Consider the following 15,496-nt stretch of genomic DNA (forward strand, 5'->3'; position numbering starts at 1 on the left):
ATGGAAGTTCAAGCTTTACTGATTACATTTCGTGAAGTATTGGAAGCGTTATTAATCATTGGAATCATCACAACATATTTAAAGAGGACAGGTAATCCAAAGTATACGAAGTATGTCTGGCTAGGGGCAGCACTTGCGATCCTGGCAAGCATCGGGGTAGCGATCCTGTTCCAGGTAGTATTCACTGGATTCGCGGCAATGGGCAGTGAGATTTACCTGAAAATAGGAATCATGATTGTGTCGACCATCCTCTTGACCCAGATGGTATTCTGGATGGCAAGCCACAGTAAAGATCTTAAAGGCAATATGGAAGGCAAAATGAACAAGTTCATTTCGACTGGAAATATTGTCGGCATGGTCATCCATTCATTCCTTGTCGTATTGCGTGAAGGGATCGAGACTGTATTCTTCTTTGCGGCAATCACTGGAGGGAACATCGGTGCTGCCATGCAGGGATGGGGAGCAATCACGGGTACACTGATTGCGATCGCAGTTTCATACATGTTCTTCAAAGGAACGATGAAGGTTAAGCTTAAGACTTTCTTCCAGATCACGGGCGCATTCATCATCCTGATTTCTGCGGGATTGCTTGTTCAGGCGATTTCAATGATGCAGGATGTCAACATGATTGGCAGTGTTATGTACCATGTTTACGATATTACATGGCTAATGCCTGAACATCCAATCGACTATGCGCATTACCTGCGTGACACTGGCGTCGCACCGCTTATCTCAGGCGATGTGGGCATCTTCCTGAAGGCTTTGTTTGGATACTCATCAATGCCTTCGATTGAAGAAGTCATTGCATATATCGGATACTTTGCTGCGATTTTCCTGCTGACTTCATCACGAAGCCCTAGGAAAGAAAAGGCTGCTGAAAAGAAGTCTGCTGAGAATAAGCAAGTAGTATTGAATCCACAAGTTAAATAAATTATTATTCGAGGCTTTACGATCCTCTCTCCAAAAAAGTACAGGGAATATCCTTGTACTTTTTTCATACGTAAAAAAAGGTGGAAGTTAGTTGGTGTAAAATGATGAATCGAGAAAAACTAAAAAAAGTAAGCATTCTTGGATTAAGCTCCCTGGCGGTACTATACATTTTCATAGTCCAATTGAGTTCACTAAATCCATTTGCAGCCTCTTGGGACCAAGTGGACTTTTCCCTGGCTTTGGACAGGTATGACCTTCGAGCGATGCAGCCTCATTTCCCGGGATATCCTTATTTTATATTGGGCGGTATGTTCCTTAAGTATTTCGTGAACGAGCCAAACCAGGCTCTGGTTCTTTTCAATGTATTAGTGTATACCAGCTCCATTCTGCCTGTGTATTTCATCGGGACAAGAAGCTTAAGCAGGACGAATGCTTTTCTTATTGCCGCTGCTATCTATACTGCCAGTTATCCGCTCATCATCGTGAACCAGCCAATGTCGGAGGGCGCTGCGCTTGCTGCGTTTTGGTGGTACTTCTGGAGTGTCACAGCTGCTGAATCAAGACCCACAGGGAAATGGATGCTGCTTCCCCTGATTTTGTTCAGTGTCCTATTGGGTATCAGGCTGAGCTATATTCCGATGGGAATCGGCATCCTTTATTTATTGTATAAAAAATATGCAAAACGTGAGATTGCCTTTGGCGGGGTGATCAAATATGTGCTCATCGCTGGATTGTTCCAGTTGATCTGGGTTGGCGGTCTGGTTATTTCTGAAGGAGGACTAACCAGCTTTCTCGAACTTGCTTTTGGATTTACCGGCGGGCATTTCCAGGAATGGGGCGGTACATCGGCAACGAATGAACTCTCTTTCCTGGCAAGGCTGGACGCTTTCCTGTTTACCAATATTTTGTGGTGGGGAATGTTTTCACGAACAACTGTTTTGATGGTATTATATATAGTTATCGGCATCGTTCTATTATTGCCGGGAGCAAATAGAAAAGATTATAAGAAAATCAGTGACCAAAAAGAAGATACTGTTAAGAAGGAAGATACTTTTCAGAAGGAAAACGCCTTTAACAAGACGAATACCTTTCAGAAGAAACACCTCGTTGAGGAGAAAAACACTCTTCAGCTCGGGATATTACTGCTTCTCGCTTACAGTGTTTGGGCTCTTTTTGCCCAGAATATCGATAAGCCAAGACATATACTGCCGCTGGCGCTATTACTGGTGTTTCTTGGCCTTATTGTCTTTTTAAAAAAAAGGGCAGGGACGTACGCAAGGCTTCTCATAGTATTGGTCATCATTGCCCAGGCAATTATTTCTTCGACTTATATACAAAAACAGGCCAAAAATGAGCCCGCAGTCTATCAGCTTGCTCATTATATGGAGGAGCAACCGGAGGATTTCATCCTGTATACATGGGAAGAAACAAGAGTCCTTCAATATTTGGGAATGTCTTACCCACATAAAAGAATTTTCACCTACAGGAATTTCCTTCATGACCAAGGGTTATATAAAGGTAAGACAATTTATCTTACTAACAGTGTTATCGATGGTTTCTCTTCCCAGGGTTATGACCTTGGCGGGAATCTCGAGAAGGTAGAGACCTTTAAATCAGATGAAATTTTCGACCCAATCTATCATGAGATTATTTTATATAAATGGACACCGTAACAGGAGGTGAACGGCATGAATGACCAAATTAGGAATAAGCTTGCGCTTCTCCCTGCTCAGCCAGGTTGTTATTTGATGAAGGACAGGCAGGGGACCATCATTTACGTGGGGAAAGCCAAAGTATTGAAGAACAGGGTGCGCTCTTATTTTACAGGATCACATGATGGTAAAACGCTTCGACTTGTCAATGAAATCGAGGATTTTGAGTATATCGTCACGTCCTCCGATATGGAAGCTTTGCTGCTGGAGATCAATCTAATCAAAAAGCATGACCCGAAATACAATATCATGCTTAAAGATGATAAATCATATCCGTTCATCAAGCTGACTGCTGAAAGGCATCCTAAGCTGATCATTACCAGGAAAGTCAAGAAGGATAGCGGCAAATATTTTGGGCCATATCCGAATGTCCAGGCGGCGAACGAGACGAAGAAGCTGCTGGATAGGATTTATCCGCTCCGGAAATGCTCGACGCTGCCCGACCGAGTCTGCCTCTATTATCATATGGGACAATGTCTTGCGCCTTGCGTCAAGGACGTCAGCAAGGATGAGTATAAGCAGATCACGGATGAAATCACGAAGTTCCTGAATGGCGGCTACAAGGATATCAAGGAAGATTTGAGTGCTAAAATGGCCGCCGCTGCCGAAGAGTTGGACTTTGAACGAGCGAAGGAATTCCGCGATAAAATCGCCCACATCGAGGCAACAATGGAAAAGCAAAAGATGACAACGACTGATTTTACGGATCGCGATGTGTTTGGCTATGCTGTTGACAAAGGCTGGATGTGTGTACAGGTCTTCTTCATCCGTCAGGGGAAATTGATTGAGCGAGAAGTTTCCATGTTCCCAATTCACAATGAACCCGAAGAGGATATCCTCACATACCTGGGACAATTTTATTCGAAAAACGAGCATTTCAAACCGAAGGAAGTTTTGGTTCCGGAGGGCGTGGATCTTGAACTGGCAGAAGGGCTGCTTGAAGTAAAGGTCCTGAAGCCGCAGCGCGGAAAGAAGAAGGAGCTTGTCCACCTCGCATCCAAGAATGCAGGGATCGCTCTGAAAGAAAAGTTCTCGTTAATCGAGCGTGATGAGGAGCGTACCATCAAGGCTGTTGAAAATCTTGGCCAACAAATGGGCATTTACACTCCTCACCGGATCGAGTCTTTTGATAACTCCAATATCCAGGGAACCGATCCGGTATCAGCGATGATTGTTTTTATCGACGGCAAGCCGGAAAAAAGGGAGTACCGCAAATACAAGATTAAATCGGTCAAGGGCCCGGATGATTATGAATCAATGAGGGAAGTCGTAAGGCGCAGGTATACCCGTGTCTTGAGAGAGGGGTTGCCCCTCCCGGATTTGATTATCATCGATGGCGGAAAAGGCCATATCGAGTCCGCTCGGGATGTACTTGAAAATGAGCTGGGACTTGATATTCCAATCGCTGGGCTGGCCAAGGATGACAAGCACAGGACCTCCCAGCTGCTCTATGGAAACCCGCTGCAGGTGATCGAACTGCCTCGTAACAGCCAGGAATTTTACCTGCTGCAGAGAATCCAGGATGAAGTCCACCGGTTCGCGATTACTTTCCACCGCCAGCTAAGAGGCAAAAGTGCTTTTCAGTCATTGCTCGATGATATTCCAGGCATAGGCGAAAAGCGCAAAAAAGCCCTGTTGAAGCATTTCGGTTCGGTGAAAAAAATGAGGGAAGCCTCTGTGGAAGAGTTGAATGCTGCTGGTCTTCCGGCAAATGTTGCAGAGGAACTCTTTCAGAAATTGCAGAATTAATGTAGCATTCTATTTTTAGGTGTGCTATAATGATAAAAATTTCATATAGCTATCACTTTAGAGCATTAAAGTGAAGATAGAGGTGCGAGCTTCAAGAGTAAAAGTCTGGAGAATTTTAGGATTCAGAGATGGGCTTTGAAAGGGGATGTTCGCCGAAGTGAGAAAATGCCTATCCATTTTCACGCTGGTCCTTCGTTGAACAAACGCTGGATTGTCAAGATTGCCATCTTGGAGTGCTATCTCATGTTGCAGCGTATATACACGTTTATCAAGCAATGGGAGCCACTTCCATTGCTTTTTCTGTTTTTAAGGGCTATTTTTGACAGAATTACATATGCGGCGGAGTCATGGAAACTCTATTAGAGGCAAAATACAGAATGAAGAGGCAGGGGAAACCTATGGGATTGATTGTACAGAAATTCGGTGGAACATCGGTCGGCAATGTTGAAAGAATCAGGAATGCGGCAAGCAGGACAGCAGAAGAATTGCAGAATGGCAATAATGTGGTCGTAGTCGTATCAGCAATGGGCAAGACGACAGACCATCTTGTTGATATGGCAAATGATATTTCAAGCGCGCCATCGAAAAGAGAGATGGACATGCTGCTGACAACAGGCGAGCAAATTACGATCGCGCTATTTTCAATGGCATTGGCGCAAAATGGCATTGATGCCGTTTCCTATACAGGCTGGCAGGCTGGAATCAAAACGGAAGCTGTCCACGGCAACGCCCGGATTGTCGATATTGACACAGACAGGATTGCCAGGGACTTAGAGACTGGCAAGGTGGTCATTGTCGCCGGATTCCAGGGTGTTACGGATGACGGTCAAATCACGACACTTGGCCGCGGCGGCTCAGATACAACGGCAGTTGCTTTAGCAGCGGCACTGAAAGCTGATAAATGCGATATCTACACAGATGTGACCGGCGTGTTCACGACCGATCCACGATATGTGAAAAGTGCGAGGAAGCTGCTGAGCGTTTCCTATGATGAAATGCTAGAGTTGGCCAATCTAGGGGCAGGCGTGCTCCATCCGCGTGCGGTGGAATTCGCGAAAAACTATGGATTGCCACTTGAAGTAAGATCCAGCATGGAAAAAGAAAGAGGCACGATCATCGAGGAGGAGAATGAAATGGAACAGAATCTAATCGTACGCGGAGTAGCGTTTGAAGACCAAATCACGAGAGTATCAGTCCTTGGAGTCAGCACTTCATTAAAAGGACTTTCAACCATATTCACAACACTTGCACAGAACCACATCAATGTCGACATCATCGTTCAGAGCAGAACTGAAGCAGGGTTAGCCAACATTTCGTTCTCCATCAAGAGCAACGACCTTCCAGAGGCACTGGATGTATTGGAACGTAATAAAGAAACATTGAACTACCAGGCCGTTGAATCTGAAACAGGCCTCGCAAAAGTGTCCATCGTCGGTTCAGGCATGGTTTCCAATCCTGGCGTGGCCGCAAAAATGTTTGAAGTCCTCGAAGGAAACGGCATCCAGGTGAAAATGGTAAGCACATCCGAAATCAAGGTTTCAACCGTCGTTGATGAAAAACAAATGGTAAACGCAGTAGAATCACTGCACGAAGCATTTGAATTATACTCAGAAGCGGTTAAGACGAATTAAGAAAAGCTTTCCTGGTGTGTGGCCAGGAAAGCTTTTATGTATCATGCATGATACGGAAACGTAAAAGCCAATAAATATGCGGATAAAAGGGAGAATCGAAGAATTATCGTTACACTAAAGTGGAAAATGTACGGATAAAAGGGAGAAGTGAAGAATTACCGTCACATTAAAGCGGAAAATGTGCGGATAAAAGGGAGAAGTGAAGAATTACCGTCACATTAAAGTGGATAATTTGCGGATAAAAGGGAGAATCGAAGAACTACCGTCACATTAAAGCGAATAATGTGCGGATAAAAGGGAGAATCAAAGAATTATCGTCACATTAAGACGGAACATGGAGCGAAAACGAGACAACTGTGGATTCGAAATAATACATGGAAAAGGTCATTAGCGTTAATAAGGGCACAGCAACGGTTTTGCTGTGCCCTGGCATAATTCATTACTAGTCAATCAAATCACCCTTATCCCATTTGATCGTGAACAGGATTTTCGCTGATTTTTTATTGGGGTGTTCAAAGGCTTCTGTTGTAACATTTTTCTGCTGTTCCATTTGCTGGGCAATGAAACCTGCTTCTAGCTGGAATGTAGCGTTAGGGTTGTTTTTCAGTCTGGAGGAAATGAGCTCGCTGCTAAGTTCAAGCACCATTTCTCTTCGGGATTCTTCTTTGATGGTCAGTGTGCCCCAGCCGGCATCCTGGAAAAAGCGGATGGTTTCGTCAAGGGTTGATAATGGATATTTTCGGGCGAGGCGTTTTCCGGCCCAATACAGGATTTCAGCTGTGTCTTTGCCAAGCAGTTCCGGCAGGAGGACTTCCCTGATCAATTCATATCCAAACGCAGGGACAGCCAGTGGATCGCTATCGTTTTTTTGCTCAGAAGTAGTTATTTCACTCATGTTCTCCCCTCTTTCTATCACTCTATTATAAACAATTTGCCGCGAAAACATTAAATTAAAAAGTTGTTAAATTTTGTATGGTCTATGAAATTCTATAAACTTTTTCCATATTTATACCATACCCGAAACTGGGATCGTCAAAATTATTGTATTGAGAATTTTTTAATCAGTCGGTTCCTATAGGCAATAGTATTATTTTAATATACTCTTTCATACGTTTAAATAATTAGAAAGAGGGATTTTTACAATATCAATATATTTTAAAAATTTTATTTATATAAGCATTTTTATGTATCCGTTTTCTTGACGCTCTATTATGATGGGAGTAAAATGAACATGTCACATAATTGTAAGAAATGCTTATTTTACGGTGTTGGGTTGAATCAGTCTATTAGGTTAATAGAGATGGGGAGAAAAGCCCGAACATCACGGCCAAATTTCAGGGGGGTATACTTATGGCAGGTAGACAAGAGTTTTATTGGCGGAGGCTGCATTCTTTGCTGGGTGTCATTCCAGTGGGTCTTTTCCTTATGCAGCACCTTGTAGTCAACCATTTCGCTACAGGGGGAGAAGAATCATTCAATAGCGCAGCACATTTTATGGAGCAGTTGCCTTTTAGGTACTTTTTAGAAATTTTCATTATCTTCTTACCATTATTATTCCATGCGATTTATGGTCTTTATATTGCTTTTACAGCGAAAAACAATATAGGCCAATATAGCTATTTCAGGAACTGGATGTTCATGCTACAGCGTGTTTCTGGTGTGATTACATTGATTTTCGTAGCTTGGCATGTATGGGAAACTCGTATCGCGGCAGCATTTGGTGCAGAAGTTAACTTCCAGATGATGGAGACGATCCTATCTTCTCCATTCATGCTATGGTTCTATTTGATTGGTGTCATCTCTACAACTTTCCACTTTGCGAACGGATTATGGTCATTCTTCGTGAGTTGGGGAATTACAGTAACACCGCGTTCACAAGTGATTTCCACTTACGTAACGATCGGAGTTTTCATTGCGCTTTCCATCGTAGGTGTCCGCGCAATCCTGGCATTTGTATAAGCTGTTTCCACGGGCTGCAATCCGAAGCCTATGCTGGAAAAAGAATTACTATTGAACGGATATGAAAGACAGACATGGATTTAAGGGAGTGAGTCACGATGAGTAAAGGTAAGGTGATCGTAGTCGGCGGCGGCTTGGCTGGCTTAATGGCTACAATTAAAGTTGCAGAAACAGGAACTCCTGTTGAACTGTTTTCTCTAGTGCCGGTAAAACGTTCCCACTCTGTATGTGCACAGGGCGGAATCAACGGTGCAGTAAATACAAAAGGTGAAGGTGACTCTCCATGGGAGCACTTTGACGATACAGTATACGGCGGGGACTTCCTTGCGAACCAGCCGCCAGTTAAGGCAATGGCTGAAGCAGCGCCTGGTATCATCCACCTTCTTGACCGTATGGGTGTCATGTTCAACCGTACGCCAGAAGGTTTGCTTGATTTCCGCCGCTTTGGAGGAACTCAGCATCACCGTACAGCATTTGCTGGTGCGACAACTGGACAACAGCTTCTATACGCTTTGGATGAGCAGGTTCGCCGCCATGAAGTGGCTGGTTTGGTCACAAAGTACGAAGGCTGGGAATTCCTTGGAATAGTTAAGGATGAGGAAGGTGTGTGCCGTGGAGTCGTAGCACAGAACCTGACTTCAATGGAAATCAAATCCTTTGCTGCTGATGCTGTCATCATGGCAACTGGCGGCCCTGGGATCATTTTCGGTAAAACAACGAACTCTGTTATCAATACCGGATCAGCTGCAGCGATCGTTTACCAGCAGGGCGGTTATTACGCTAATGGTGAATTCATCCAGATTCACCCTACAGCAATCCCTGGGGATGATAAACTCCGCCTGATGAGTGAATCTGCCCGTGGTGAAGGTGGACGAGTATGGACGTACAAAGATGGTAAGCCGTGGTACTTCCTTGAAGAGAAGTATCCTGCTTATGGAAACCTTGTACCGCGTGATATCGCGACACGTGAAATCTTTGATGTGTGCGTAAGCCAGAAGCTTGGCATCAACGGTGAGAACATGGTTTACCTTGACCTTTCACATAAGGATCCTAAAGAGCTTGATATCAAGCTTGGCGGTATCATTGAGATCTATGAGAAATTCATGGGCGATGATCCAAGAAAAGTTCCTATGAAAATATTCCCTGCTGTTCACTATTCTATGGGCGGACTATGGGTGGACTATGATCAAATGACCAATATTCCTGGCTTGTTTGCTGCAGGTGAGGTTGATTATTCACAGCACGGTGCGAACCGTCTTGGAGCCAACTCATTATTGTCAGCAATCTATGGCGGAATGGTAGCAGGTCCAAATGCGATCCGTTACATCAATGGACTTGAGAAGAGCTCTGACGCTATTTCTTCTGCTCTATTCGATGATGCTGTCAAGATGGAAGAAGAGAAATGGAACAACGTCATGTCACTTGATGGCACTGAGAATGCATATGTCCTTCACAAAGAGCTTGGCGAGTGGATGACGGACAATGTAACGGTTGTTCGCTACAACGACAGACTTCTGAAAACAGACGAGAAAATCGTCGAGTTGATGGAGCGCTATAAGAATATCAATATTAACGATACTGCAAAGTGGAGCAACCAGGGTGCTGTATTCACACGCCAGCTTCAAAACATGCTTCAGCTTGCACGTGTTATCACAATCGGTGCTTATAACCGTAACGAAAGCCGTGGGGCTCACTATAAACCGGAATTCCCTGATCGTAATGATGAGGACTTCTTGAAAACTACTATGGCGAAGTTTGTTGATGCAAACTCTGCTCCAGCATTCCATTATGAAGAAGTAGATACTTCATTAATCCAACCGCGTAAGCGCGATTACTCTAAGAAGAAGGGGGAGTAATAAGGCATGTCAGAGAATAAAACTGTTACTTTTGTAATCAGCCGTCAGGATACTCCTGATTCAGCCCCTTATGAGGAAACGTTTGTATTAGATTACCGTCCAAATATGAACGTCATTTCGGCACTGATGGAAATCCGACGTAATCCTGTAAATTCAAAAGGTGAAGCAACGACACCTATTTCCTGGGATATGAACTGTCTTGAAGAAGTTTGTGGTGCGTGTTCAATGGTCATCAATGGCCGCCCGCGCCAATCATGCTCAGCACTGGTTGATCAGCTTGAGCAGCCGATCAGGCTTGAGCCAATGAGAACATTCCCGGTTGTCCGTGATCTTCAGGTTGACCGCAGCCGTATGTTCGACTCATTGAAACGCGTGAAAGCATGGGTTCCAATCGACGGAACTTATGATCTTGGCCCTGGCCCTCGTATGCCAGAGAAAAAGCGCCAGTGGGCTTATGAACTTTCCAAGTGTATGACTTGCGGTGTCTGCTTGGAGGCTTGTCCTAACGTAAACGACAAGTCCGATTTCATCGGGCCGCAGTCATTATCACAAGTGCGTCTCTTTAACGCCCATCCAACAGGTGCTTTGAACAAAGGCGAGCGACTTGAAACAATCATGGGAGACGGCGGACTTGCAAACTGTGGTAACTCACAGAACTGTGTCCAGTCTTGCCCTAAAGGCATTCCATTGACCACATCAATCGCAGCCTTGAACCGTGATACTACATTCCAGTCATTCAAGAACTTCTTCGGAAGCGATCAAGTTTAAAGAAAAGCTCAAGCGCCTTGTTCAGACCCGACAAGCGCTGGAGGGCCGACCAGTGAAGTCGTTCTTTGACTTCATTGAGCGGACCGAAATCGATATGTATAGCCGACTGTCCAGAAACGCAGAAACTGGAGACTCCGACAAAGAAGCGCTTTTTGCTTCTGCCGGCGGAGTTGAAGTTTCGGAGTTTCTAGGAGGCGACACTAAACAAGCGACTCGAGGGTCTAGGCGCTGGAGCTAGACACTAATCCAGGTGTGAAAAAAATTTATACTTTGTATAAAAACGAACCTCCTTTCCCTGGAAAGGAGGTTTTCCTTTTAGCTAAAATAGTGCTTTTTCCAGTCTGGTTCTCTTGATATACTTTTCTTAAAAGTCATGAATAGGAGCGGTATATGAAATTTACAAAAATATTGGCAATCCTGATTGTCATTAGTGGAGTGATTGTCCTAGGGGTAGGATTATTTCAGCTGTGGGACATTAAACAGCAGGAGAAGATTTCCCTGGCAACGGCGAAAGAATTGGTTAAGGAAGATAAGCCAAAGGCTTCAAAAGAAGAATTCATGCCTGAAATCGGAGAGGCTTCCGGATTGCTGGTGATACCGAAGATAGAAGCGGAATTGGCTATAGTGGAGGGAACGGATGCTGACGATCTCGAGAAGGGTGTTGGCCATTATGAAGGCTCCTTCTACCCTGAGGAAAATGGACAAATCGTTCTCTCCGGCCACCGTGATACAGTTTTCCGAAAAGCAGGGGACCTCGAATTGGGTGATCAACTTACGATGAAAATGCCTTATGGTGATTATACGTATGAGATAACGGGCACAAAAATTGTCAGCGCAGATGATACCAGTATCATTACCCTCCAAAATACCGAAGAAGAGCTCATTTTAACAACCTGCTACCCGTTCAGTTATGTTGGCGATGCACCCGAAAGATATATCATCTATGCAAAAAGAATATTGGATAAAAACTAGATAAACCAGCCTGGAACTTTCCTGTGCTGGTGTTTGTTTTTCCTTTTTTATTCCCAAAACAAAGAAATAATTTTATAATAAAGAAAAGAATGAATGTTCATTCATTTTACGGGAGGTTTCAGCATGAAAAAGATGGAGTACATTAATGAGATTGTAAGCTGGGAAGAGGAATTTGATTTTTTTTATCCGGTGAAGGTTCGATTTTCGGAAACGGATATGTTCGGGCACTTAAATAACACCGTTCCCTTTACATATTTTGAACAGGCGAGGATTGAATACTTCAAGAGCCGGGGATTCATGCAGGATTGGGTGAAACCAGAGAATGAGACGATTCCGGTCGTTGCCGATCTGCAATGTGATTATGTAAGCCAGATTTTCTTTGATGAAGACCTTAGAATATTTGTGAAAGCCAACTACATTGGGAATTCCTCAGTGGACCTTCACTATATGGTCAAAAAAGCCGATAGCTCGATTTGTCTGACTGGCAGGGGGACAATTGTACAAATTTCCAAGAGGACGGGAAAGGGAGTATCCTGGACAGAGGAAATGAGGCAATTATTTTTGGAAAGCAAAAAATCAGTTCTTAAATAAGATTTACGTCTAAAAAAAATTGGCATGAAGTCCCTTAAATGTTGTCACTACACTTCTTTCCTTCACATATGATATTTTGACTAAATTTATACCCACCCCGCAGTTCACAGCTGGCGAAGGCAAGGAGGGTTACAATACTTGAAGGAAAATGAATATACTCACAAGCCATTACTCACTAAACGCGAAAGAGAAGTTTTCGAACTGTTAGTACAAGACAAAACAACAAAAGAGATCGCTAGTGAATTATTTATCAGCGAAAAAACGGTTCGGAACCATATTTCAAACGCCATGCAAAAGCTTGGTGTAAAGGGGCGTTCCCAAGCTGTTGTAGAGCTCCTGCGTATGGGAGAGCTAGAACTTTAATCATGACCGGCCGACCTGGATAAGGGGGGCCGGTTAAGATGTTTAAAGGGGTAAAAACAGAAGGGAAACTTAATTCTGTCTTGAAATTTGCTCGAAAAAAGTAGAAAATAAGGGCAATAGATAAAATCTTCTCAGCTTGGAAACAAGTTTTATGATAAAGGAAAAAGAATTCTTAGGAGTTGTTACGGATGAAACTTGAAGGGGTAGAAAAGAATCAGGGGCTGGAGACAGTAGCTGATATCGAAAAGGATTTACGGTACATATCAGGCATCATTAAGCAGAAGGGACGCGAACTTCTTAGCAATTACACGATCACCCCTCCCCAGTTCATTGCCCTGCAATGGCTATTTGAGGACGGAGATATGACGATCGGGGAACTGTCGAATAAAATGTTCCTTGCCTGCAGTACAACCACAGATCTAGTGGACAGGATGGAGAAGAATGAACTTGTTGTCAGGGTGAAGGATCCCAATGACAGACGTGTAGTCCGCATCCATCTTTTGGACGAAGGTGAAAGGATCATCGATGAAGTGATCAAGAAACGACAGTTATACCTTCAAGAAGTTTTGAAGGACTTTTCAGGTGATGAAATATTATCCCTTAAAGAGGGCTTAGCGAAATTACATCAAGAAATGCGAGAAGAATGAGGCGAGTTTTTTGAATCGACCAATCGGAATCATTGATTCAGGAGTAGGTGGGTTAACGGTTGCCAAGGAAGTGATGAGGCAGCTCCCGTATGAACAGATTATCTATGTCGGTGATACGGCTCGCTGTCCGTACGGACCAAGGCCAGTTGAGGAAGTAAAGAGGTTCACCTGGCAAATGACCCGATTCCTGCTTGAAAAGAATATTAAAATGCTTGTCATCGCATGCAATACAGCGACTGCCGTGGTACTTGACGAAATAAGGAATGAACTCTCGATTCCAGTGTTAGGTGTCATTCAGCCAGGTGCGAGGACAGCGATCAAGGTAACGGACAATTATAAAATTGGCATCATTGGAACTGAAGGCACGGTAAAAAGCCGTGCATATGAACATGCATTGAAATCCATCAATCGAAGGACGGCGATTGAAGCACTTGCTTGCCCAAAATTCGTGCCGCTCGTAGAAAGTGGAGAATACGATGGACGGGTTGCAAAGAAAGTCGTAACTGAAACGCTTCAGCCATTGCGGGGCCAGGGGCTGGATACATTAATCCTGGGCTGTACCCACTATCCTTTGCTTGAGCCGCTCATTAAAGAAGTGATGGGGCCAGATGTCAAGGTGATCAGCTCAGGCGAGGAAACAGCGCGTGAGGTGAGCACCATCCTCGGGCATAACGATATGTTTGCCGACAGGGAGGAACTTCCGGAGCATTATTATTACATGACGGGCTCAAGGACGATTTTCTCATCCATAGCATCACAGTGGCTCGAGAGACCGATTGAACATGTTGAAAAAATTAGATTAGGTTAAGGTTAACTAGGCTTCCGGTGACGGAGGTCTTTTTTATTTTTTTGACTCGTTATCATTCATTGTTGATTTTGGTGTAGGTATGAGAACTCATAAGCGGAGAATTTTCTGCTATTGTGTAAAGCGGACGCTTTTTCTGCAGAAATAAGCGGAGAATTTCCGGTTAACTGCACTAACTAAGACGATATTCAGCTTTTTGGTTTAAATAAACGGAAAACCTCCCCTTATACTTAAGGAAATAAGGATATTTCCCAATTTAAGCGCAATTTTTCCGTTTACTTTTTGAAACATTTTGAGATTAACAATCGGTTATAACCGAGTCGTTTTCTTTATCATCAATTAATTACTAAAATCTTCTCAAAGGCGGTCTAAAATATCCAGAGGCTCGTATACATATTAGTACAAACTGTCTTTGGAGGGATTTATATGTCAAAAAATAAAAAGGCTGTGGTCGTTACAGCTGCTACACTGGCAACTACGGTATTCCTATCTGGCTGTGGGCTGTTCGGGGGCGAGGAAAAGAAAAAGATTGATCCTCCTCAGGATGTCACGCTCATGGAAGATGGAGAGGCACTTGATGAAAATGTTACTACAGAAACAGCTGAGGATGGAAAAGAAGCGGTTGAAACATCCATTCAGACAGAATTGTATTTGATTGATAAAAATGGTTATGTCGTCTCGCAGACGATGGGACTTCCGAAAAAAGAGGGAGTCGCCCAGCAGGCTCTGGAGTACCTTGTGGCAAATGGGCCTGTCGAACAAATGCTTCCAAATGGCTTCAGGGCCGTCCTTCCAGCTGACACACAAATGACAGTGAACATCAAGGACGGAACAGCAACCGTTGATTTTTCAAAGGAATTTGCAACCTATAAAAAAGAGGATGAAAAGAAGATCCTTCAGGCTGTAACATGGACGCTCACCCAATTCGATACTGTCGATGAAGTGAAGCTTCAGATGAATGGCACTCCTCTTGAAGTAATGCCTGTAGGCGGCACTCCGATTGGAGGAGAGCTGAGCCGTGCGGATGGCATCAATGTGGACAATTCCGATGTTGTTGATATCACAAACACGAAAGCAGTCACGGTTTATTATATTGGCGGTGAAGAAGGTGCGTATTATTATGTACCAGTAACGAAGCGTATCAGCAATGCTGTTAAGGATAATATCACCACGATCGTCAACGAGCTTGTTGAAGGGCCGGCGTATGCATCCAATCTTCTCTCCGACTTCCAGTCAGGCGTGAAGCTGCTTGACGCACCTAAGGTTGAGGATGGCAAGGTGACATTGAACTTCAATGAATCCATTTACGGCAGCTTTGAAGAAAAAATGGTCTCTGAACACTTGCTGAATTCGCTTGTGCTTTCACTTACTGAACAGACGGGTGTAGAGAGTGTAGCCCTTACGGTGAACGGAAAGGCTGATGTCCTTACAGAATCGGGAGAAAAACTGGCAGAGCCAGTCACAAGGCCTGAAAAAGTAAACACAGGTAGTTTTTAATAGCTAAATTTTGATA

General features: G+C 43.9%; 15 protein-coding genes and 1 riboswitch. Of the genes, 14 read left to right on the forward strand and 1 reads right to left on the reverse strand.

The genetic code is table 11. The annotated features are described in order from the left end of the window. The 4 genes from AB5I83_RS00290 to AB5I83_RS00305 all read left to right on the forward strand — a co-directional run bounded on the left by AB5I83_RS00290 (position 1) and on the right by AB5I83_RS00305 (position 6,022). Positions 1–930, forward strand: a complete 930-nt coding sequence (locus AB5I83_RS00290) for an FTR1 family iron permease (RefSeq protein ID WP_448972083.1) — start codon at positions 1–3, stop codon at positions 928–930. A gap of 101 nt (positions 931–1,031) precedes the next feature. Next, positions 1,032–2,603 (forward strand): hypothetical protein, encoded by a 1,572-nt coding sequence (locus AB5I83_RS00295; protein WP_448972084.1) that lies wholly within the window; start codon positions 1,032–1,034, stop codon positions 2,601–2,603. Between the two features lie 15 nt (positions 2,604–2,618). Beyond that, a complete protein-coding gene (gene uvrC, locus AB5I83_RS00300; RefSeq protein ID WP_448972085.1) occupies positions 2,619–4,391 on the forward strand; it encodes an excinuclease ABC subunit UvrC in 1,773 nt (590 codons plus the stop codon). A 69-nt stretch (positions 4,392–4,460) separates the two neighbouring features. Next, a riboswitch (Lysine riboswitch) is annotated at positions 4,461–4,638 on the forward strand. Positions 4,639–4,789: 151 nt separating this feature from the next. Then, positions 4,790–6,022: an aspartate kinase gene (locus AB5I83_RS00305; RefSeq protein WP_448972086.1), complete on the forward strand. Its 1,233-nt coding sequence runs from the start codon at positions 4,790–4,792 to the stop codon at positions 6,020–6,022. 442 nt (positions 6,023–6,464) lie between these two features. Here AB5I83_RS00305 and AB5I83_RS00310 read toward each other — a convergent pair whose 3' ends face one another. Next, positions 6,465–6,917 (reverse strand): YslB family protein, encoded by a 453-nt coding sequence (locus tag AB5I83_RS00310; RefSeq protein ID WP_448972087.1) that lies wholly within the window; start codon positions 6,915–6,917, stop codon positions 6,465–6,467. A 455-nt stretch (positions 6,918–7,372) separates the two neighbouring features. Here AB5I83_RS00310 and AB5I83_RS00315 point away from each other — a divergent pair, with 455 nt between their 5' ends. The 10 genes from AB5I83_RS00315 to AB5I83_RS00360 all read left to right on the forward strand — a co-directional run bounded on the left by AB5I83_RS00315 (position 7,373) and on the right by AB5I83_RS00360 (position 15,480). Further along, positions 7,373–7,981: a succinate dehydrogenase cytochrome b558 subunit gene (locus AB5I83_RS00315; protein ID WP_226085448.1), complete on the forward strand. Its 609-nt coding sequence runs from the start codon at positions 7,373–7,375 to the stop codon at positions 7,979–7,981. 98 nt (positions 7,982–8,079) lie between these two features. Beyond that, positions 8,080–9,837: a succinate dehydrogenase flavoprotein subunit gene (gene sdhA / locus AB5I83_RS00320; protein WP_167832763.1), complete on the forward strand. Its 1,758-nt coding sequence runs from the start codon at positions 8,080–8,082 to the stop codon at positions 9,835–9,837. A 6-nt stretch (positions 9,838–9,843) separates the two neighbouring features. Next, positions 9,844–10,605 (forward strand): succinate dehydrogenase iron-sulfur subunit, encoded by a 762-nt coding sequence (gene sdhB, locus AB5I83_RS00325; RefSeq protein WP_167832764.1) that lies wholly within the window; start codon positions 9,844–9,846, stop codon positions 10,603–10,605. A 52-nt stretch (positions 10,606–10,657) separates the two neighbouring features. Further along, a complete protein-coding gene (locus AB5I83_RS00330) occupies positions 10,658–10,843 on the forward strand; it encodes a hypothetical protein (protein ID WP_448972088.1) in 186 nt (61 codons plus the stop codon). Positions 10,844–10,995: 152 nt separating this feature from the next. Beyond that, a complete protein-coding gene (locus AB5I83_RS00335) occupies positions 10,996–11,577 on the forward strand; it encodes a class D sortase (RefSeq protein WP_448972089.1) in 582 nt (193 codons plus the stop codon). Between the two features lie 123 nt (positions 11,578–11,700). After that, complete coding sequence (locus AB5I83_RS00340; protein ID WP_448972090.1) at positions 11,701–12,168, forward strand: acyl-CoA thioesterase; 468 nt, start codon at positions 11,701–11,703, stop codon at positions 12,166–12,168. A 138-nt stretch (positions 12,169–12,306) separates the two neighbouring features. Beyond that, positions 12,307–12,531 (forward strand): spore germination transcription factor GerE, encoded by a 225-nt coding sequence (gene gerE, locus AB5I83_RS00345; protein ID WP_019154738.1) that lies wholly within the window; start codon positions 12,307–12,309, stop codon positions 12,529–12,531. A gap of 188 nt (positions 12,532–12,719) precedes the next feature. Beyond that, positions 12,720–13,178 (forward strand): MarR family winged helix-turn-helix transcriptional regulator, encoded by a 459-nt coding sequence (locus AB5I83_RS00350; protein WP_226646503.1) that lies wholly within the window; start codon positions 12,720–12,722, stop codon positions 13,176–13,178. A 10-nt stretch (positions 13,179–13,188) separates the two neighbouring features. Beyond that, positions 13,189–13,986, forward strand: coding sequence for a glutamate racemase (gene racE, locus AB5I83_RS00355; RefSeq protein WP_167832769.1), 798 nt, complete (start codon positions 13,189–13,191; stop codon positions 13,984–13,986). Between the two features lie 423 nt (positions 13,987–14,409). Further along, complete coding sequence (locus tag AB5I83_RS00360; protein WP_448972091.1) at positions 14,410–15,480, forward strand: GerMN domain-containing protein; 1,071 nt, start codon at positions 14,410–14,412, stop codon at positions 15,478–15,480. Positions 15,481–15,496: the final 16 nt, after the last annotated feature.

It is taken from the genome of Mesobacillus sp. LC4 (genome assembly GCF_053543455.1).

Excerpts from the sequence above, each read along its gene's own strand:
- AB5I83_RS00290 (WP_448972083.1), top strand. The coding sequence starts at position 1 with ATGGAAGTTCAAGCTTTACTGATTACATTTCGTGAAGTATTGGAAGCG.
- AB5I83_RS00295 (WP_448972084.1), top strand. The coding sequence starts at position 1,032 with ATGATGAATCGAGAAAAACTAAAAAAAGTAAGCATTCTTGGATTAAGC.
- uvrC (WP_448972085.1), top strand. The coding sequence starts at position 2,619 with ATGAATGACCAAATTAGGAATAAGCTTGCGCTTCTCCCTGCTCAGCCA.
- AB5I83_RS00305 (WP_448972086.1), top strand. The coding sequence starts at position 4,790 with ATGGGATTGATTGTACAGAAATTCGGTGGAACATCGGTCGGCAATGTT.
- AB5I83_RS00310 (WP_448972087.1), bottom strand. The coding sequence starts at position 6,917 with ATGAGTGAAATAACTACTTCTGAGCAAAAAAACGATAGCGATCCACTG.
- AB5I83_RS00315 (WP_226085448.1), top strand. The coding sequence starts at position 7,373 with ATGGCAGGTAGACAAGAGTTTTATTGGCGGAGGCTGCATTCTTTGCTG.
- sdhA (WP_167832763.1), top strand. The coding sequence starts at position 8,080 with ATGAGTAAAGGTAAGGTGATCGTAGTCGGCGGCGGCTTGGCTGGCTTA.
- sdhB (WP_167832764.1), top strand. The coding sequence starts at position 9,844 with ATGTCAGAGAATAAAACTGTTACTTTTGTAATCAGCCGTCAGGATACT.
- AB5I83_RS00335 (WP_448972089.1), top strand. The coding sequence starts at position 10,996 with ATGAAATTTACAAAAATATTGGCAATCCTGATTGTCATTAGTGGAGTG.
- AB5I83_RS00340 (WP_448972090.1), top strand. The coding sequence starts at position 11,701 with ATGAAAAAGATGGAGTACATTAATGAGATTGTAAGCTGGGAAGAGGAA.
- AB5I83_RS00350 (WP_226646503.1), top strand. The coding sequence starts at position 12,720 with ATGAAACTTGAAGGGGTAGAAAAGAATCAGGGGCTGGAGACAGTAGCT.
- AB5I83_RS00360 (WP_448972091.1), top strand. The coding sequence starts at position 14,410 with ATGTCAAAAAATAAAAAGGCTGTGGTCGTTACAGCTGCTACACTGGCA.